The sequence below is a fragment of the Tabrizicola sp. TH137 genome (genome assembly GCF_002855575.1).
Classification (GTDB): domain Bacteria; phylum Pseudomonadota; class Alphaproteobacteria; order Rhodobacterales; family Rhodobacteraceae; genus Paragemmobacter.
Genome location: NZ_PKRQ01000001.1, coordinates 446,140 through 464,503, shown reverse-complemented (window position 1 = coordinate 464,503; position 18,364 = coordinate 446,140). Strand labels below are relative to the sequence as shown.

Genomic DNA, 18,364 nt, shown 5'->3' with positions numbered 1-18,364 from the left:
CTTCCGCGTCAGATCGCGGCCGAGTGCTGGGCCTTGGTCTGGTCGTAGGCGTCGAAGGCGCGGGCGATCATCCTTGCGAGGGGCCGTGCCTTGGGTGGAATGGCGAGGCCGTCCGCATCGACATCCACCCAGCCCTGGAAGGCCGTTGCTGCGGTGCCGAACAAGGCGTCAAGTCTTTGATCTGTCACACCGAAATCGCGGATCAACTCGGCCCTATTCACCCTGAAATCGCACATCAGCGCCTCGATGATCCGGGCGCGGAGGAGGTCTTCGCCCGCGAAGACATGGCCGCGATGGGTTGAGAAGCGACCGTCGCGGATGGCCTTGGTATGGTCCGACGTGCCCGAGGCGTTCTGGGCGTAGCCTTGGGGGAAGCGGCTGATGGAGGAGGCGCCGAGGCCGATCAGGATCGGGGCCGTATCATCAGTATATCCTTGAAAATTCCGGCGCAGGGTGCCGTTGCGGGCGGCGATGGCCATGCCGTCCGAGGGGCGGGCGAAATGGTCGATGCCGATTTCCTGATAGCCGTCCCAGGTGAAAAGCTGCCGCGCGGTTTCGAACAGGCGCAGGCGTTCTTCGGGGGTGGGCATGGCGTCGGAGGGGATCATCTGCTGGCGGCGGCTCATCCATGGCACATGGGCATAGCCGTAAAGTGCCACGCGGTCGGGCGAGAGGGTCAGCAGTTTCTGCACGGAATCCGAGATTTTCGCGCGGGTCTGATGCGGCAATCCGTAGAGGATATCGGCATTCAGGCTGCCCACGCCGCGGGCGCGGATGAGATCGGCCACGCGCTTTGTCAGCTCGTAACCCTGTTCCCTGCCTATGGTTTTCTGGATTTCGGGATCGAAATCCTGCACCCCGATCGAGGCGCGGTTCATGCCTGCGGCGGCCAGCGCGTCGAGGCGGGCATCGTCGATCTCGTTCGGGTCGATCTCGACCGAGAATTCGGCACCGGGGCCCATGGGGACGGCGTCGAAGATGGTATCGGCCAGATCGCGCATCATGTCGGCGGGCAGGAGGGTGGGTGTGCCGCCGCCCCAGTGCAGGCGCGAGAGGGTGATGCCGGGGGCGAGATGGCGCTTGAGCAGCGCGATCTCGGCCTTGAGCGTCTGGGCATAGGCGCGGACGGGTTCCTCCGAGGAAGTGCCCTGTGTCCGGCAGGCGCAGAACCAGCACAGCCTGCGGCAGAAGGGCACGTGGAGGTAGAGCGAAATCGACGATCCCGCCGGAACCGATTGAATCCAATCGGTGAATTCAGCCGACCCGACCCCGCCGCCGAAGTGGGGGGCCGTGGGATAGCTGGTGTAGCGGGGCACCCGCGCGTCAAAAAGACCGAGGCGCATCAGTTGCGATTCATGGTTCATTGGAATAGCCTGATACAATGACTGAATGTCGGCCTTGATGCAGATCAAACCCGCGGGTTGCTGTGCCGGGGCCGAGAGACGAAGGAGCTGGCCATGGCTCATCATGACCTGCAAACGGTGTCTCATGAGTGCGGGGATTGTCCGATCCGGCACCGTGCCGTTTGTGCCCGTTGCGAGGCGGATGAGCTTCAGCGGCTGGAACAGATCAAGTATTATCGCAGTTTCCAGGCCGGGCAGACGGTGATCTGGTCGGGGGACCGGATGGATTTCGTGGCTTCGGTCGTGACCGGAATCGCCACGCTGACCCAGACGATGGAGGATGGGCGGCGGCAGATGGTGGGTCTTCTGCTGCCGTCGGATTTCGTCGGGCGGCCGGGGAGACCGACGGCGGCCTATGATGTGACGGCGACAACAGACCTTGTAATGTGCTGTTTTCGCAAGAAACCTTTTGAAGAGCTGATGTCATCCACCCCGCATATCGCGCAGCGTCTGCTGGAGATGACGCTGGACGAGCTGGATGCGGCGCGGGAGTGGATGCTGCTTCTGGGGCGCAAGACGGCACGGGAGAAGATCGCGTCGCTGCTGGCCATCATCGCGCGGCGGGACACGCATCTGAAGCTGAAATCGGCCAAGGGGTCGATCGTGTTCGACCTGCCGCTGACGCGGGAGGAGATGGCGGATTATCTGGGCCTGACGCTGGAGACGGTGAGCCGGCAGGTGAGCGCGCTGAAACGGGATGGCGTGATCGAGCTGGAAGGCAAGCGCCATGTCATCGTCCGCGACTTTGACAAGTTGCTGGAAGAGACCGGGGATGACACGGATGGCGGTTATCTGGTCTGAGTTAACTTTCTGGAATTCCAAGAAAATCTGGCGAATTTGATGCGCGGCGGCTGTGCCGCATCCTGTGCCGCAAACTGTGCAGCAAAGTGTACATACAAAATCCGGCAGGGATCGCTGCCGGATTTTGGTTAAGGGTGCGTTGGTGCAGGGGTTTTACAAGACATGGGGTGGAGTTGCCCCCCACCCCCTGCATCCTGTGCGCCGTGATGCCTGAGTCCAGTTGATCTTGCGGATAGGTCCAAAAGGGGATGGGCCTTCCGACCCATCCCGCGGGATCAATGTGCCATCAGGACCGGCACGTCAGCCTGTTCCAGCATGTTGCGCGTGGCCCCGCCGAGGATCGCCTCGCGGAAGCGGGAATGGCCATAGGCCCCCATCACCAGAAGATCGGCATTGGTGTCGCGCACATGGCGGGCCAGCACGTCCGAGATGCGCTGGAGCGTGCGCGCCAGGACCGAAACCTCGGCCCGGACGCCGTGGCGCACCAGCATCTGGCAGAGCATCCCGCCGGGATCGGAGCGTTCGGGGCCGTGCTGCGGCGGGTCGATCACGGCGATGATCACCTGATCGGCCGATTGCAGGAGCGGCAGCGCCTTGCGGATGGCGGTCATCGCCTCGGCGCCCTGGTTCCAGGCCAGCACGATGCGGCGGGGCGTGGCCGCGCGGCCCGGCCCGGAGTCAGGCAGGACAAGGACCGGGGCCTGACCTTCGAAGAGCGCGGCCTCGACCACGGCTTCGGATTCGGCCCCGAGGGCGGGGCCATAGGGGCGAGGCTGGACCACCAGATCGGCGAAACGGGCGCGTTGCGCCACCAGATCGGTGAGCGCGCCTAGTTGCGTCACCGCCGCCTCGACCGACCAGCGCAGGGTGGGGGATTGCGCGTCGAGGGATTTGCGGATGGCGGTTTCGATTTCCTTCGCCTCCTGTTCGGCGCGGTCGAGCGCGGCTTGCAGGATCACGGCCCCGGAGCCGACATAGGAATAGCCGACCTGCGTGCGGTCCACGCCGAGGGCGAGGATGTCGAGATGGGCGTCATGGGCAAGGGCCAGCGCCGCCGCGCCGGAGACCGCCAGTTCGGCGCGTTCGGGATTCGTCACAACGGTGAGGATGGATTTATAGGCCATGGTTGCCTCCTTCGGCTGCATGGGAGTGCTGCATGGGAGTGCAATAAACCGAAGCGGCAGGTCTTTCTTTGACCGAGGTCAAGGCGGAGTGCCCAGACTGTTGACATGGATCAAGGCAGCGGTTGGTCGGTGATTGCAAAAGCGGACCAGTCGCAAAGTGCCCCGCATCCCCGGATTCGTCCGGTTCTGACCGGGCCAAGAGACGAAGGGACGCAAACATGTGGGATTATCTGAAACTGATCGTGTTGGGGTTGATCGCCGTCTTCGCGGCGATCGCCTCCAACTATGGTCATGATCTGGCCTATCAGGTGAATGCGATCGTGGTCATGCTGGCCGCCGGTCTGACATTCATCTGGACGCTTCGGACGATGGGCGAGCCGAAGCGGGCGCGGAGCAACGAGTATATGGACGGCGTGGTGCGCGCCGGGGTGATCGCGACGACCTTCTGGGGTATCGTCGGGTTCCTTGTCGGCGTGGTGATTGCCTTCCAGTTGGCCTTTCCGGCGCTGAATTTCGAATGGTCGCAGGGGATATTGAACTTTGGCCGCCTGCGGCCGCTGCATACCAGCGCGGTGATCTTTGCCTTTGGCGGCAATGCGCTGATCATGTCGTCCTTCTACATCGTGCAGCGCACCAGCGCGGCGCGGCTGTGGGGTGGCAATCTGGCCTGGTTCGTCTTCTGGGGCTGGCAGTTGATGATCGTGCTGGCGGCGACGAGCTATGTTCTGGGCGGCACGCAGGGCAAGGAATATGCGGAAACGGTCTGGTATATCGACCTGTGGATCGTGGTCGTCTGGCTGTCTTTCCTTGCGGTCTTCCTTGGCACGCTGATCCACCGGAAGGAGCCGCATATCTATGTGGCGAACTGGTTCCTGCTGTCGATGATCGTGACCATCGCCATGCTGCATCTGGGGAATAACCTGGCCATCCCGGTTTCCATCTTTTCTTCGCAATCCGTGCAGGTCACGGCGGGCGTGCAGGATGCGATGATCCAGTGGTGGTATGGCCATAACGCGGTGGGCTTCTTCCTGACCGCGGGTTTCCTGGGGATGATGTATTACTTCGTGCCGAAGCAGGCGGAGCGGCCTGTGTTCAGCTACAAGCTTTCGATCATCCACTTCTGGGCGCTGATCTTCCTCTATATCTGGGCCGGTCCGCACCACCTGCATTATACCGCGCTGCCGGATTGGGCGAGCACGCTGGGGATGACCTTCTCGGTCATGCTGTGGATGCCGTCCTGGGGGGGCATGATCAACGGGCTGATGACGCTGTCGGGGGCCTGGGACAAGCTGCGGACCGATCCGATCATCCGGATGATGGTGGTTTCGGTGGGCTTTTACGGGATGTCCACCTTCGAAGGCCCGATGATGAGCATCAAGGCCGTGAATTCGCTGTCGCATTACACGGACTGGACCATCGGCCATGTGCATTCCGGTGCGCTGGGCTGGAACGGGATGATCACCTTCGGGGCGCTGTATTTCCTGACGCCGCGGCTGTGGAACCGGGGTGGGCTGTATAGCCTGAAGCTGGTGTCCTGGCACTTCTGGCTGGCGACGATCGGGATCGTTCTCTACGCGTCGTCGATGTGGGTCACCGGCATCATGGAAGGGCTGATGTGGCGCGAGGTGGATGCGAACGGGTTCCTGGTGAACGCCTTTGCCGACACGGTTTCCGCCAAGTTCCCGATGTATGTGGTCCGGGGTCTGGGCGGGGCGATGTTCCTGACCGGGGCGCTGATCATGGCCTACAACCTGTGGATGACGGTGCGGGCGCAGCCGGCGAAGGCATCCGTCAATGCCAACAACTTCGTTCCGGCGGAATAAGGGGGGCATGAGAGATGGCTTTTCTTGACAAGCACAAGGCGATTGAAACCCATGCGACCCTGCTTCTGGTCCTGTCATTCCTGGTGGTGACCATCGGGGGGATCGTGCAGATCGCGCCGCTGTTCTATCTGGAGAACACGATCGAGGATGTGGAAGGGGTGCGCCCCTACACGCCCTTGGAACTGGCGGGGCGGGACATCTATATCCGCGAGGGGTGCTATGTCTGCCATAGCCAGATGATCCGGCCGATGCGGGATGAGGTGGAGCGCTATGGGCATTACTCGCTGGCGGCGGAGTCGCAATATGACCATCCGTTCCAGTGGGGATCGAAGCGGACGGGGCCGGATCTGGCCCGGGTTGGCGGGCGCTATTCGGATGCCTGGCATGTGGATCACCTGACCGATCCGCAGAGCGTGGTGCCGGAATCGGTGATGCCGAAATACGGCTATCTGTCGAACCGCGAGATCGACGGGCGCTATATCGAGGACATCATGGCGACGCATCGTCTGGTGGGCGTGCCCTATGACGCGGCGATGATGGAGAACGCGGTGGCGGACTTTGTCGCGCAGGCGGACCCGAACAGCGATTTCGCGGGGCTTCAGGAGCGTTATGCCAAGGCCAATGTGTCGAACTTTGACGGGCAGCCGCAGTTGACGGAGATGGATGCGCTGATTGCCTATCTTCAGGTGCTGGGGACGATGGTCGATTTCTCGACCTTCACGCCGGATGCGAGCCGGTAGGGGAGGGCGAGATGGAGACCTATAGCCTGCTGAGGGAGTTCGCGGATAGCTGGATGCTGTTGCTGCTGGTGCTGGTGTTTCTGGGCGTCGTGTTCTGGGCCTGGAGACCGGGCAGCCGCAAGTTGCATGACGAGGCCGCGACCTCGATCTTCCGCAACGAGTTGAAACCCGCCGGAGGGGGCGCGCCTGCCCCCGCCCGCAGCGAGAGGGAGGCGTGACATGTGCGCCAAGCAAGTGACGAAGAAGCCCGCCGGCCCGGTGGAGACGACGGGGCATGAATGGGATGGCATCGAGGAGTTCAACAACCCGATGCCGCGCTGGTGGGTCTGGACCTTCTACGCGACGATTGTCTGGGCCATCGGCTATATGATCGCCTATCCGGCCTGGCCCCTGCTGACCGGGGCGACGCCGGGGGTTCTGGGGGCGAGCACGCGGGCCGATGTGGCGGCGGAGATCGAGCGTTTCGATGCCGCCAATGCCGAGATCAAGGCGGCGCTGGTGGCGGCGCCGCTGGCCTCGATCCCCACCGACCAGACGCTGATGGCCTATGCCGAACCGGCAGGGGCGTCGGTCTTCCGCACCTATTGCGCGCAGTGCCACGGGTCGGGCGCGGCGGGGGTGGAGGGCAAGGGCTATCCCAGCCTGCTGGATGACGACTGGCTGTGGGGGGGCACGATCGAGGATATCCATCTGACGATCACGCATGGCATCCGCAACACGACGGACCCGGATGCGCGCTATTCGGAAATGCCGAAATTCGGTGTGGATGGCATCCTGGACGGGGCGCAGATCGACGCGGTGGTGGAGCATGTGCTGGCCATTTCGGGGCAGGAGCATGATGCCGCCAAGGCGGTGGAGGGGGCGACGGTCTATGCCGACAACTGCGCCGCCTGCCACATGGATGCGGGCGAGGGCGACCGGACGCAGGGCGCGCCCGCGCTGAATGACGCGATCTGGCTCTATGGCGGCAGCCGCGAGAAGATCAGGGAGACGGTCGTCTATGCCCGTTTCGGCGTGATGCCGGGCTGGGCCGGGCGGTTGACCGAGGACGAGATCCGCGCGGTGGCGGCCTATGTCCATTCCCGCGGCGGCGGGGAGTGATCTGACAGGATTGCCCGGCGGGATGAGCCCTGCCGGGCAACGGCACCGGTGCCCCACCTGTTCGCGCGTTTCCTGGGGGTTGCCGGTGTCTTCTTGCCGGGCGGCGGGGTCTTGCCACCCCGCCGCCCTTCTTTTGCAGGCTGGGCAGTATTGCCCATCCTACGCGGGGAGGTCAGGCCCCGGCGGCGGCGAGACCCGCGTCGAGCAGGGCCTTGATTTCATCCTTCGAGGTGCCGGCGACGGTGCGGCCAAGCTCCTCTTCGCCTTTCAGGAGCACGAGGGTCGAGCGGCGCGGGATCCGGAGTTTCTGCGCCAGATCGCCGGTGCCATATTCATCCCAATCCACGGTGATGAAACGGATCGCCGCGTCATAGGCCGGGTTTTCGGCACGCAGTTCATCCATGACGCGGACCTGAGCGCGGCAGGTGGAACACCAGCTTGCCCAGAAGTCGAGGAGGATGACGCGGCCTTCGGCCATGTCCTTTTCGGCAAGGCCGGGGGTGTAGAAGAGCTTTTCCATCTCGGCCCGCGAGACGGTGGGCGCGAGGGCGAGGGTGGCGGCGGAGGCAAGCAGAAGGGTGCGGCGGTCGATCATGGGATATCCTTTCCTGGGACAGGGTCAGAGGGCGACGGAGAGGTCGGTCAGCCAAGGCGGCAGGGTGTCGAGAAGCCATGCCTCGACTGGGTGGTTGAGGCCGAACCAGAGGAAGAGGCCCACGGCGAGGAAGGCCCCGCCGAGGATGGGCCGCGCCTTTGGGGCGAGGCGGGCGATCAGGGCCTTGCGCGCCTGAAGCCGGGATTTCGCGCCATAGGCGAGGAGCAGGATCAGGGTGGAGACCCCGGCGGCGAAGGCCGTCATGATGACGCCCGCGCCGAGGAGATCGGCCCGGCTGGCGGCGAGCGAGATGGCCGCGCCGAGGGTGGGGCCGATGCAGGGGCTCCAGACCGCGCCGAGGAGGAGGCCGCCGAGAAGCTGGCCCCTGGGCGAGGTGGCCCAGTCGGCGGCGAGGTTCTGGTCGGCGCGGGCGGCGAAGGCCGTGGTGGCCGTGGCAAAGCCGGCCGAGAGGCGGGGGACCAGCATCACCCCGCCGAAGATCGCCATGACCAGCGCCGCACCGCGTGCCACGGCATCGGGGGACAGGCCGAGGCCGGGGCCTGCTGCCGAGAGGGTCAGGCCGAGGGTGATGAAGGAGAGGCTCATGCCGAGCGCGAGGCGGAGGGGGGCGCGCCGGTCGGCGGAGAGGGCGGTGGACAGGACGATGGGCAGGATGGGCAGGATGCAGGGATTGATGAGCGTCAGAAGGCCCGCGCCATAGGCGAAGAACAGGTCGATCATGGCACCCCCTTGCTGTTTCTTGGCGCTGTGGCCGGTGAATAGCCGTCCTTACGCGGGGAGGGGGTGGGGCGTTTCTGCCGATGACGGAATGGTGATCGGGGGGGCTTGGGCGGCGGCACCTTGACCGATATACGGGATTTCAGTATAAAGATCCCTGTGACGAGTGATTTTGACCCGGTTAAAGACACGGCCAACCGCGCGAAGCACGGGCTTTCGCTGGCCTTCGGGGCGCGGGTTTTCGAGGATGCGGATCATCTGATCATCCCGTCCATCCGCCCGGTTGATGGCGAGGAACGGTTCAAGGTCATTGGGGCGGTTGAAGGGCGGCTCTTCACGGCGGTTTTCGTCTGGCGGGCGGAAAAGCCGCGGTTCATTTCCGTGCGAAGGAGCAAAGCAGGTGAAGAACGCGCCTATCATTCTGACCTCTGACCCTTTGGACGAGGCGGATTTCGACGTATCTCCCCGCGCAATGGAGCGGGCGCTGCGGGCGCGTCTGGTGCGGCGGACGCGGATCGGGCTGGGCCTGTCGCAGGCGGCCTTTGCGCAGCGTTTTCATGTTCCGGTGGGAACGCTGCGCGACTGGGAACAGGCGCGGGCGACGCCGCCTGATTTCGCCATGGCCTATATGCGCGTGATCGCGCGGCATCCCGAATTGGTGGCCGAAGCGACGGCCTGAGGGCGGTTTCCGGCCCGTCCCCCTGCGACAAAGCTGCATCGCGCATGCTGGTTTGATGCAGGTCAAGGTGGCGGCGGCCCGGGCACGGGATACCGGGGCAATCGAATCCCGTGGGAGAGTGCCGTGACGAGCCCCGATACCGAACCGCCGAGCCTTTATGCCGCGCGCGAGCCGATCTTTCCGCGCCGGGTGAAGGGAGCGTTCCGAACGCTCAAGTGGTGGATCATGGCGGTGACGCTGGGCATCTATTACCTGACGCCGTGGATCAGGTGGGACCGGGGGCCGAACCTGCCGGATCAGGCGGTGCTGATCGACATGGCGAACCGGCGGTTCTTCTTTTTCATGATCGAGATATGGCCGCATGAATTCTATTTCGTGGCCGGTCTGCTGATCATGGCGGGGCTGGGGCTGTTTCTGTTCACCTCGGCCGCAGGGCGGGTCTGGTGCGGCTATGCCTGCCCGCAGACGGTGTGGACGGACCTGTTCATCCTTGTGGAACGCTGGGTGGAGGGGGATCGCAACGCGCGCATTCGCCTGCATCGGCAGGGCTGGGACGGCGAGAAGATCCGCAAGCGGGCGGTGAAGTGGTCGCTGTGGTTCCTGATCGGGCTGGCGACGGGCGGGGCGTGGATTTTCTATTTTACCGATGCGCCGACGCTGGCGGTCGATCTGGTGACCGGGAACGCGCATCCCATCGCCTATACGACGATGCTGATCCTGACGGCGACGACCTTTGCCTTTGGCGGCTTCGCGCGGGAGCAGATGTGCATCTATGCCTGCCCCTGGCCGCGGATTCAGGCGGCGATGATGGACGAGGACACGATCACCATCGCCTATCGGGAATGGCGGGGCGAGCCGCGGGGCAAGCAGGATGTGCCGGGCCATGGCGATTGCATCGACTGCAAGGCCTGCGTGAATGTCTGCCCGATGGGGATCGACATCCGGAACGGGCAGCAACTGGCCTGCATCACCTGCGGGCTGTGCATTGATGCCTGCAACGACATGATGGACAAGATCGGCAAGCCGCGCGACCTGATCGGCTATCTGGCGCTGACCGATGAGGTGCGCGAGCGCGAGGGCAAGGCGCCGAAGAGCGTTTGGGCGCATGTGTTCCGGCCGCGGACGGTGCTTTACACGGTCCTTTGGGCCGGGGTGGGGATCGCGCTGGTGGTGGCGCTGTTCCTGCGGTCTGATATCGACGTGAACGTGACGCCGGTGCGGAACCCGACCTTTGTGACGCTGTCGGATGGCACGATCCGCAACACCTATGACCTGCGGCTGCGGAACAAGACGGGGGAGGATGCGTTCTTCTCGATCGCCGTCACCTCGGAGGCGGGGCTGGTGCTGCGGCTGGAAGGATCGGAGGATGCGCTGGTGCGGGTGCCGGCGAACGAGACCTTCCAACAGCGGGTCTATGTCGAGGCCGCGCCGGGATCGGAGGCGGCGACAGCGGATCGGACGGAGCTGCGGCTGTGGGTGGCGGATACCGAGGGCAAGGACCGGGTGTCGCATGACACGGTGTTCAACGGGAAGGGGCAGTGAGATGGGCGAGTTGACGGGCAAGCATGTGCTGGGGATCACGGTCGGGGCCTTTGGCATCATCATCGCGGTGAACATGGTGATGGCGGTGCAGGCGGTGCGGACCTTTCCGGGGCTGGAGGTGGCCAATGGCTATGTTGCCAGCCAGACCTTTGATGCCGAGCGGAAGGCGCAGCAGGCGCTGGGCTGGACGGCGGTGCCGGAGTATCGGGACGGGACGCTGACGCTGGCGCTGACGGATGCAGAGGGGCTGCCGGCGGCGGTGCAGTCCATCGACGTGCTGGTGGGGCGGGCGACGGCATCGAATGACGATGTGCGGCCGGTGCTGACGCGGGTTTCGGGTCTGTGGGAGGCGCGGCTGGCGCTGGCGCGGGGCAAGTGGATGGTGCGGGTGGAGGCCGTGGCGGCGGATGGGACGGTGTTCCGGCAGCGGCTGGAGCTGTTCGTGATGGATCAGGTGCAGGGGTGAGGCGATGACGATCTCTGCCCCCTTTCCCGCAGCGCCGCGCGAGGAGGAGCATGTGACGGCTTCGGCCTGCCCGGCCTGCGTGGCGGCGCCGAGTGCGGCGGCCATCGCAGCGGCGGCGGTAGAGGAGAAGGGCGCGCGGCTGATGCTGTCCTTGCCTACGGCGCATTGTGCGGCCTGCATTTCCACGGTGGAGCAGGCGGTGCAGGCGGTGCCGGGGGTGCGGAGCGCGCGGGTGAACCTGACGCTGCGGCGGCTGTCGGTCGAGGCAGGGACAGAGGTTACGGCGGAGCGCCTGATCGGGGTGCTGAAGGGCGTGGGCTATGAGGCGCATGAGCTGGACCCCGGGCTCTTGAGCGCGACGGAGACGGATCGGCAGGGGCGTGACCTTCTGATGCGGCTGGGCGTGGCGGGGTTCAGCATGATGAATGTCATGCTGCTGTCCGTTGCCGTCTGGTCGGGGGCGGGGGATGCGACGCGGGACCTGTTCCACTGGATTTCGGCGGCGATTGCGCTGCCTACGGTGGTTTTTGCGGGGCAGCCGTTCTTCAAGAGTGCCTGGGCCAGTTTGCGGGTCGGGCGGCTGGGGATGGATGTGCCGATTTCGCTGGCGCTGATCCTGGCTTCGTCCATCTCGCTGTTCGAGACGTGGAAGGGCGGGCATCACGCCTATTTCGATGCGGCGGTGATGCTGTCCTTCTTCCTGCTGGCGGGGCGCTATCTGGACCATCGCACGCGGGCGGTGGCGCGGTCGGCGGCAGAGGAACTGGCGGCGCTGGAAGTGCCGCGCGCGGTGGTGCTGCGCGAGGGCGCGGAGGTCACGCTGCCGATTGCCGAGGTTGCCGTGGGCGATCTGGTGCGGGTGCGTCCGGGCGGGCGGATGCCTGTCGATGGCGTGGTGGTGGAAGGGCAGTCGGAACTGGACCGGTCGCTGCTGACGGGGGAGAGCCTGCCTGTCTTTGCAGGTGAGGGAACCGTGGTTTCGGCGGGCGAGGTGAACCTGACCGGGCCGCTGGTGGTGCGGGTGACGGCGGCGGGGCGGGACTCTTCGCTGCACCGGATGGCCGATCTGGTGGCCGTCGCGGAGAGTGCGAAGACGCGCTATACCTCTTTGGCCGAACGCGCGGCGCGGTGGTATTCGCCGCTGGTGCATATCCTGTCCTTTTCCGCCTTTGGCTTCTGGATGTGGAAGACGGGGGGCGATCTGCGTTATGCGGTCAATATCTCTGCCGCGGTTCTGATCATCACCTGCCCTTGCGCGCTGGGCCTTGCGGTGCCTGCCGTGGTGACGGCGGCGAGTGGCAAGCTGTTCCGCAAGGGGTTGCTGATCAAGCATGGCACGGCGCTGGAGCGGCTGGCGGAGGTGGATACGGTTGTCTTTGACAAGACCGGGACGCTGACCATGGGCGCGCCGGAAGTGACCAATCTGGGCGAGCATCCCCGCGCGGCGGTGGAAGTGGCGGTGGCGCTGGCGGCGGGGTCGTCGCATCCGCTTGCGCTGGCCTTGGTGGCCGGGGCGCGGGCGGCGGGCATCCATCCGGTGCGGGTGGAGGAGTTGCGCGAAGTGCCGGGTTACGGCGTCGAGGGGGTCTGGAAGGGCCGCCGGGTGCGGCTGGGGCGGGCGGAGTGGTGCGGTTCGGAACCGGTTGATACGACGGCGACCTATCTTTGCACGGGCGAGGGGGTGGCGCGGGCCTTCACCTTTGCCGACAGTCTGCGCCCCGGTGCGGCGGAAGCGGTGGCCAGCTTGCGGGCGCAGGGGCTGCGCGTGATGCTGATTTCGGGCGATGCGCAGGGCGCGGTGGCGGGGCTTGCGGCGCGGCTGGGGATTGCGGATTGGACGGCGGGCGCGCTGCCTGCAGAGAAGGCCGCGACGGTGACGGGGCTGACGCAGGCGGGGCGGCGTGTGCTGATGGTGGGGGATGGGCTGAACGATACGGCAGCGTTGGCGGCGGCGCATGTGTCGATCTCGCCCGCCAGTGCGCTGGATGCGGCGCGGGTGGCGTCGGATATCGTGCTTTTGGGGCAGGACATGGCGCCCATCGGGGATGCGCTGCGGATCAGTCGTCAGGCATCCCGCCGGATCGTGGAGAATTTTGCGATTTCAGCGGGGTATAACGTGATTGCGGTGCCGCTGGCCCTTGTCGGGCTGGCCACGCCGCTGGCGGCGGCGGCGGCGATGTCGCTGTCGTCGATCACCGTTTCGCTGAATGCGCTGCGGTTGAAGTGAGGGGGGCGGCATGGCGATCCTGACCTATCTGATCCCGGTGTCGCTCTTTCTGGGCGGGATGGGGCTTGCGGCCTTTTTTTGGGCGATGAAGACGAAGCAGTTCGACGACCCGGAAGGGGATGCGAACCGCATCCTGACGAAGGAATGGGATGACCGGCCCAAGCCGTGAGGACTGACCAAAAATCTTCGAAGATTCTTGCAAATTTCTTCGAAGAAATTTGGGTCAGGTGAGGGTGACGGTCGCGTGCGGCAGGTCGCCCACGGTGACGGTGCAGGTGTCGCCGCGTGCGATGGGGCCGACGCCGGCGGGGGTACCCGTGAAGATCAGATCGCCGGGGTGCAGGTCTACATAGGTGGAGAGATGGGCGATGATTTCGGGCACGGACCAGATCATGTCGGACAGGCGGGCGGATTGGGTCAGGCGCCCGTTCACATGGCAGGTGATGGGGGCATCGGCGAGGGGGCCAGCGACCAGCGCGCCGATTATGGCGGAGCGGTCGAAGCCCTTGGCCATGTCCCAGGGGCGGCGGGCGGCTTTCGCCTCGGCCTGAAGGTCGCGGCGGGTGAGATCGTTCCCGGCGGCATGGCCCCAGATATGGGCGGGGGCGTCTTCGGGTGCGATGTCGCGGCCACCGATGGCGAGGGCGACGACCAGTTCCGCCTCATGGTGGAGGTCGGCGGTGCGGGGCGGGTAGGGGATGGTTGCCCCGGACGGGACGCAGGCATCGGCGGGTTTGGTGAAGAAGAAGGGCGCCTCGCGCGTGGGGTCGCCGCCCATTTCGCGGGTATGTTCGGCATAGTTGCGGCCCACGCAGAAGATGCGGCGGACGGGAAAGCGCAGGGCGCTTTCGTGGATGAGCAGGGTGACGGGGGCCGGGATGGGGGGAAGGGTGGGCACCCTTACGGCCCCATCGTGAAGCACTGGATCGCGCGGGCCTGAAGGCGGCGGCAGGCGAGATCGGCCTGATCCTGCGTGAGGCCGACGAAGGTGGCGTCGAAGCCGCCGCTGCGGGGCATGACCTTGCGGAGCGAGCCGTTCAGCGTGGCGGTTTCGACAAGCTGGGTGCGCAGGAGGGCGCGCTCTGCCTCGTAGCTGCTGCCGAAACGGCCGACATTCACGCCCCAGTGCCGATCACCGGAGGTGGAGACGGAGATCACGACCTCGGGTTCGGCGGGGGTGTCCGGCGCGGGGGTGGCGACATCGTCATAGATCGGCGCGCTGCGCTTGGCCGGGCGGGGGGAGACGGCCACGCCGGAGGCCGAGACGACCTGGAAGGGGATGATTTCGGGCGCTGCCGTATCGGTGGTGGCGGTGTCGGGCCGGGCCTGGGGGGCAAGCTCTGCCAGCGCCTCGGTCGCGGCCGGGTCCTGCGGGACGGCATCCGTGGCCGTGGTGCCGGCGGAGGCGAGTTCCACGCCTTCGACGCCGAGACTGTCTTCGGATGGGGTGGCGGGGTCGGTTTCGGTGGCGAGGGCGGCGGCGAGCGCGCCTTCGATGCCGTCCTGCATGGCGGTGACGGCTTCGGCCGCGGCGACCGCGGTTTCGGGTGTCTGCGTGCCGGGGCGGGGCTGCGGGCGCGGCGAGGTGGAAATCTGCATGGAGGCGCGGACCGTCTTGCCCGCGCCATCGGCCACTTCGGGCAGGTCGGTATCGGCGACCAGCATGTCGTCGCCGCCCTGATAGCTGGGCGGGGTGGGCGGGTTGACGGGCGCGTTGCGCGGGGCCTTGCCGAAGCCGAGATCGAGCAGCTTCATCATCTTGGCGTTGCGGTCGGGGGTGGATTTGCCGCCGAAGACGGTGGCGATCAGCCGCTTGCCGCCGCGTTCGGCAGAGGCGGTGAGGTTGAAGCCTGCCGCGACGGTATAGCCCGTCTTGATGCCGTCGGCGCCTTCATAGGCGTCGAGGAAGCGGCGGTTGGTGTTGTTGACCGTGGCAATCCCGGCATCGACGGAGCGGCGGGAGAAGAGGTTGTAATACTGGGGGAAATCATAGAACAGGTGCCGCCCGAGGATCGTCATGTCCATCGCGGTGGACAGATGGCCCTGCGCCGTCAGGCCATGGGCGTTCTTGAAGGTGGTGTTCTTCATCCCCAGCGCCTTGGCGGTGCGGGTCATGCGGCGGGCGAAATCGGCCTCGTTCCCGCCGATGGCATCGCCGATGGCGGCGGCGGCGTCATTGGCGGATTTGATCGCGGCGGCGCGGATCAGGTTGCGGAGCGAGATCTTCTGACCGGCGCGCAGGCCGAGGCGCGAGGGCGGCTGGGCGGCGGCATGTTTCGACACGGTCACCATCGTATCAAGCGAGATGTTGCCGCGCTGGATTTCCTCAAACGCGATGTAGAGGGTCATCATCTTGGTCAGCGAGGCGGGGTGGAGACGGGCCTCGGCGTTTTCGGAATAGAGGATCTCGCCGGTGCGGGCGTCGATCACGATGGCGGCATAGGGAGCGGAGAAACCGGGGGCTGCGGCCAGGAGAGAGGCCAGTGCCGCGATCATCCAGAAAGAGAAGAGCCGGGCCAAATGCCCAATGAGCGATGCCACGTCGCCGGTTCCTTGTTCCTGCCTCAAATCGCCCCGATTTTTTGTGGGGCTTGTCTGCTTGCGCGAAGAGTAACACAAGGTAATGAGCCGGAAAACCCCTGAATTTCAATGGCTTTGCGGTTGATCTTCGCGGAAGGGGAGGCGCTTTTGGCTGTGGCGTTATCCTAGGTGTAGTGGGTTATCCAAGGCGCGACACAAGATCATGCAGGTGGCCGAGGTCGGGAAGCGCGGTGAAGCGGGGGTGGCCGTCGGGCGGGTCGGCCTGTTCCAGCGCCCAAGTCAGGCCGTGGGGGACATGGACGCCGAAGCCGCCCGCCTCGATCACGGGAAGGACATCGGATTTGAGCGAGTTGCCCACCATGAGGGCGCGGTCGGCCCCGTCACCATGGCGGGCGAAGATGCCGGCATAGACCGGGGCGGTCTTGTTCGAGACGATCTCTACCCCGTGGAAGAGGTCGCCGAGGCCGGATTGGGCGAGCTTGCGTTCCTGATCCAGCAGGTCGCCCTTGGTGATGAGCAGGACGCGATGCGTGTCGGCGAGGGTTTCCACCGCCGTGCGGGCATGGGGGAGGAGTTCGATGGGATGTTCCAGCATCTCGCGCCCGGCGGCCATGAGTTCGGCGATGACGGTGGCGGGAACGCGGCCTTCGGTCACCTCGATGGCGGTTTCGATCATGGAGAGGGTAAAGCCCTTCACGCCGAAGCCGTAATGCCCAAGGTTGCGGCGTTCGGCGGCGAGGAGGCGGTCATGCAGGTGATCAGGGTCGGCATAATCGGCCAGAAGCGCGGTGAAGCGGTCCTGGGTCAGGCGGAAGAAGGCTTCGTTCTGCCAGAGCGTATCGTCGGCATCGAAGCCGATGGTGGTGATGCGGCGGGGGGGCATGGCGGCTCCTTTGCCCGGAAGTCTTGCCCTGCGGCGGGGGGCTGCGCAAGCGCGGCGCGGTCCGGATGCGCGGGGCCTTTTCCATGCGCGGGATTGGACTATATTCGTGGTCTCTGCACATCGACCGAATCCCCCATTGCCCGCAGCGGAGCCATCGACCCGTGAGCCTGACGCCCGTGATCCTGTCTGGAACCCCCGAAGGCCCGGGGAACGAGTCGAGCGTGCTGACGAAGACCAAGTCGAAGACGCAGCGCCCGCCGATGTACAAGGTGCTGCTGCTGAACGACGATTACACGCCGATGGAATTCGTGGTGCATGTGCTGGAGCGGTTCTTCGGGATGAGCCATGCGCAGGCCTTCGACATCATGCTGACGGTCCACAAGAAGGGGCTGGCGGTGGTGGGGGTGTTTTCCTTCGAAGTGGCGGAGACGAAGGTGGCGCAGGTGATGGATTTCGCGCGCCGGCACCAGCATCCGCTGCAATGCACGATGGAGAAGGAGTGACAGGGTCACGCCTTGGGCCGGGCGAATTCTGACGCAGAATTCGCGGCGGAATTTGACGCAAATTCCGGTGGGAACCGCCCTAGGGGCGGTTCTTTTCGTTTCCTGCGTCAGGAAACGGGGCGAAATCTGTGTCAGATTTCGTCTTCTTGGCATTCCGGCGCTGCGCCCCTAGGGTGCGCGGCGGAATTCGAGGGATGCGCGATGCGGTCGGCACGGTTGGAACAGGCGCTGGAGGCGGGGCTGTGGCCCTTGCCGGCCGAGGGGCGGATCGCGGTGATCCGGCCCCGGCTGGGGGATGACCTGTCGGCGCTGCCGAAGGACCGGGTCGAGGTGGTGACGGGGTTCAAGCCGGATGCCGACTGGTTCGCGGCGCGGGGTCATGCCGTCGTCACGCGGGCCGAGGGGCCTTATGCGGCGGCGGTGGTCTGTCTGTCGCGGGCGCGGGCGCAAAGCGAGGCGCTGATCGCCGAGGCGGCGGCGCGGGTCGTGCCGGGCGGGCCGGTGGCGGTGGACGGGCAGAAGACGGATGGCGTCGATTCCCTGCTGAAGGCGCTGCGCGGGCGGGTGGCGCTGTCCGAGGCGCTGTCCAAGGCGCATGGCAAGATCGCGGTCTTTCCGGCAGGGCCGGGGCTGGAGGATTGGGTGGCGCGGCCGACGGAGGTGGAGGGGTTCCGCACCATGGCCGGGGTGTTCAGCGCCGATGGGATCGACCGGGGGTCGGCGCTGCTGGCCGCCGCGCTGCCGGCCGAGATGAAGGGCAAGGTCGCCGATCTGGGCGCGGGCTGGGGCTATCTGGCGCGGGCGGTGCTGGCACGTCCCGGCGTGAAGGAATGCCATCTGGTGGAGGCGGAGGCCGAGGCGCTGGACTGCGCGCGGGTGAATGTCAGGGATGAGCGGGCGGTCTTCCACTGGGCGGATGCGACCACGCTGCGCCTGCCCAGGCTGATGGAGCATGTGGTGATGAACCCGCCCTTCCATGCGGGGCGGGAGGCCGATCCGGGGCTGGGGGTGGCGTTCATCGGCGCTGCGGCGCGCGCGCTGGCCCCCGATGGGGTGCTGTGGCTGGTCGCCAATCGGCACCTGCCCTATGATCGGGTGCTGAAGGGCCTGTTCCGCGAGGTGCAGGAGATCGGCGGCGATGCCGCCTTCCGGGTGACGCGGGCGGCCTTTCCGCTGCGGGCCCGATAAGGGGAACGGG

General features: G+C 65.9%; 20 protein-coding genes. 13 read left to right on the top strand and 7 right to left on the bottom strand.

The window, feature by feature from the left end; all coding sequences use genetic code 11:
* Window positions 1-8 precede the first annotated feature (8 nt).
* Complete coding sequence (hemN, locus tag C0V75_RS02315; RefSeq protein WP_101919273.1) at window positions 9-1,364, bottom strand: oxygen-independent coproporphyrinogen III oxidase; 1,356 nt, start codon at window positions 1,362-1,364, stop codon at window positions 9-11.
* A 93-nt stretch (window positions 1,365-1,457) separates the two neighbouring features.
* On the opposite strand from hemN, the gene fnrL reads away from it, so the two are divergent.
* The gene (gene fnrL / locus C0V75_RS02310) at window positions 1,458-2,204 is read left to right on the top strand and encodes a transcriptional regulator FnrL (protein ID WP_101919272.1); all 747 of its coding nucleotides are present in this window, start codon (window positions 1,458-1,460) and stop codon (window positions 2,202-2,204) included.
* Between the two features lie 275 nt (window positions 2,205-2,479).
* On the opposite strand, the gene C0V75_RS02305 is transcribed toward fnrL, so the two are convergent.
* A complete protein-coding gene (locus C0V75_RS02305; protein ID WP_101919271.1) occupies window positions 2,480-3,328 on the bottom strand; it encodes a universal stress protein in 849 nt (282 codons plus the stop codon).
* 218 nt (window positions 3,329-3,546) lie between these two features.
* Here C0V75_RS02305 and ccoN point away from each other — a divergent pair, with 218 nt between their 5' ends.
* From ccoN to ccoP, 4 genes are read left to right on the top strand one after another with little or no spacing between them, the layout of a single operon-like run.
* Window positions 3,547-5,151: a cytochrome-c oxidase, cbb3-type subunit I gene (ccoN, locus tag C0V75_RS02300; RefSeq protein WP_101919270.1), complete on the top strand. Its 1,605-nt coding sequence runs from the start codon at window positions 3,547-3,549 to the stop codon at window positions 5,149-5,151.
* A gap of 14 nt (window positions 5,152-5,165) precedes the next feature.
* Window positions 5,166-5,891 (top strand): cytochrome-c oxidase, cbb3-type subunit II, encoded by a 726-nt coding sequence (gene ccoO / locus C0V75_RS02295; protein ID WP_101919269.1) that lies wholly within the window; start codon window positions 5,166-5,168, stop codon window positions 5,889-5,891.
* A gap of 11 nt (window positions 5,892-5,902) precedes the next feature.
* A complete protein-coding gene (locus C0V75_RS02290; RefSeq protein ID WP_101919268.1) occupies window positions 5,903-6,109 on the top strand; it encodes a cbb3-type cytochrome c oxidase subunit 3 in 207 nt (68 codons plus the stop codon).
* Between the two features lies 1 nt (window position 6,110).
* Complete coding sequence (ccoP, locus tag C0V75_RS02285) at window positions 6,111-6,992, top strand: cytochrome-c oxidase, cbb3-type subunit III (protein WP_101919267.1); 882 nt, start codon at window positions 6,111-6,113, stop codon at window positions 6,990-6,992.
* 172 nt (window positions 6,993-7,164) lie between these two features.
* Here ccoP and C0V75_RS02280 read toward each other — a convergent pair whose 3' ends face one another.
* Both C0V75_RS02280 and C0V75_RS02275 read right to left on the bottom strand, forming a co-directional pair.
* Window positions 7,165-7,587, bottom strand: coding sequence for a thioredoxin family protein (locus C0V75_RS02280; protein WP_371410653.1), 423 nt, complete (start codon window positions 7,585-7,587; stop codon window positions 7,165-7,167).
* A gap of 24 nt (window positions 7,588-7,611) precedes the next feature.
* Complete coding sequence (locus tag C0V75_RS02275) at window positions 7,612-8,328, bottom strand: cytochrome c biogenesis CcdA family protein (RefSeq protein ID WP_371410652.1); 717 nt, start codon at window positions 8,326-8,328, stop codon at window positions 7,612-7,614.
* 105 nt (window positions 8,329-8,433) lie between these two features.
* On the opposite strand from C0V75_RS02275, the gene C0V75_RS02270 reads away from it, so the two are divergent.
* The 6 genes from C0V75_RS02270 (at window position 8,434) to ccoS (ending at window position 13,408) form a co-directional block, all read left to right on the top strand.
* A complete protein-coding gene (locus C0V75_RS02270) occupies window positions 8,434-8,757 on the top strand; it encodes a BrnT family toxin (protein WP_254216352.1) in 324 nt (107 codons plus the stop codon).
* On the top strand, window positions 8,726-9,004 hold the full coding sequence (locus tag C0V75_RS02265) for a DNA-binding transcriptional regulator (protein ID WP_101919265.1): 279 nt from the start codon (window positions 8,726-8,728) through the stop codon (window positions 9,002-9,004). Before C0V75_RS02270 ends, C0V75_RS02265 begins: the two co-directional genes overlap by 32 nt.
* 123 nt (window positions 9,005-9,127) lie before the next feature.
* Complete coding sequence (gene ccoG, locus C0V75_RS02260) at window positions 9,128-10,546, top strand: cytochrome c oxidase accessory protein CcoG (RefSeq protein WP_101919264.1); 1,419 nt, start codon at window positions 9,128-9,130, stop codon at window positions 10,544-10,546.
* A gap of 1 nt (window position 10,547) precedes the next feature.
* Window positions 10,548-11,012: a FixH family protein gene (locus C0V75_RS02255; RefSeq protein WP_101919263.1), complete on the top strand. Its 465-nt coding sequence runs from the start codon at window positions 10,548-10,550 to the stop codon at window positions 11,010-11,012.
* Window positions 11,013-11,016: 4 nt separating this feature from the next.
* Complete coding sequence (locus tag C0V75_RS02250) at window positions 11,017-13,239, top strand: heavy metal translocating P-type ATPase (protein ID WP_101919262.1); 2,223 nt, start codon at window positions 11,017-11,019, stop codon at window positions 13,237-13,239.
* Between the two features lie 10 nt (window positions 13,240-13,249).
* The gene (gene ccoS / locus C0V75_RS02245; RefSeq protein ID WP_101919261.1) at window positions 13,250-13,408 is read left to right on the top strand and encodes a cbb3-type cytochrome oxidase assembly protein CcoS; all 159 of its coding nucleotides are present in this window, start codon (window positions 13,250-13,252) and stop codon (window positions 13,406-13,408) included.
* A gap of 54 nt (window positions 13,409-13,462) precedes the next feature.
* Here the strand turns inward: ccoS and C0V75_RS02240 are convergent, their stop codons facing one another.
* The 3 genes from C0V75_RS02240 to C0V75_RS02230 all read right to left on the bottom strand — a co-directional run bounded on the left by C0V75_RS02240 (window position 13,463) and on the right by C0V75_RS02230 (window position 16,663).
* Complete coding sequence (locus C0V75_RS02240; protein WP_101919260.1) at window positions 13,463-14,137, bottom strand: fumarylacetoacetate hydrolase family protein; 675 nt, start codon at window positions 14,135-14,137, stop codon at window positions 13,463-13,465.
* A gap of 2 nt (window positions 14,138-14,139) precedes the next feature.
* A complete protein-coding gene (locus tag C0V75_RS02235) occupies window positions 14,140-15,735 on the bottom strand; it encodes a D-alanyl-D-alanine carboxypeptidase family protein (RefSeq protein ID WP_101919869.1) in 1,596 nt (531 codons plus the stop codon).
* A gap of 223 nt (window positions 15,736-15,958) precedes the next feature.
* Entirely contained in the window at window positions 15,959-16,663 is a 705-nt protein-coding gene (locus tag C0V75_RS02230; RefSeq protein WP_101919259.1) for an HAD family hydrolase, read from the bottom strand.
* A 161-nt stretch (window positions 16,664-16,824) separates the two neighbouring features.
* Here C0V75_RS02230 and clpS point away from each other — a divergent pair, with 161 nt between their 5' ends.
* Both clpS and C0V75_RS02220 read left to right on the top strand, forming a co-directional pair.
* Window positions 16,825-17,166: an ATP-dependent Clp protease adapter ClpS gene (gene clpS, locus C0V75_RS02225; protein WP_101919258.1), complete on the top strand. Its 342-nt coding sequence runs from the start codon at window positions 16,825-16,827 to the stop codon at window positions 17,164-17,166.
* 201 nt (window positions 17,167-17,367) lie between these two features.
* Complete coding sequence (locus tag C0V75_RS02220) at window positions 17,368-18,354, top strand: class I SAM-dependent methyltransferase (RefSeq protein WP_101919257.1); 987 nt, start codon at window positions 17,368-17,370, stop codon at window positions 18,352-18,354.
* Window positions 18,355-18,364 lie beyond the last annotated feature (10 nt).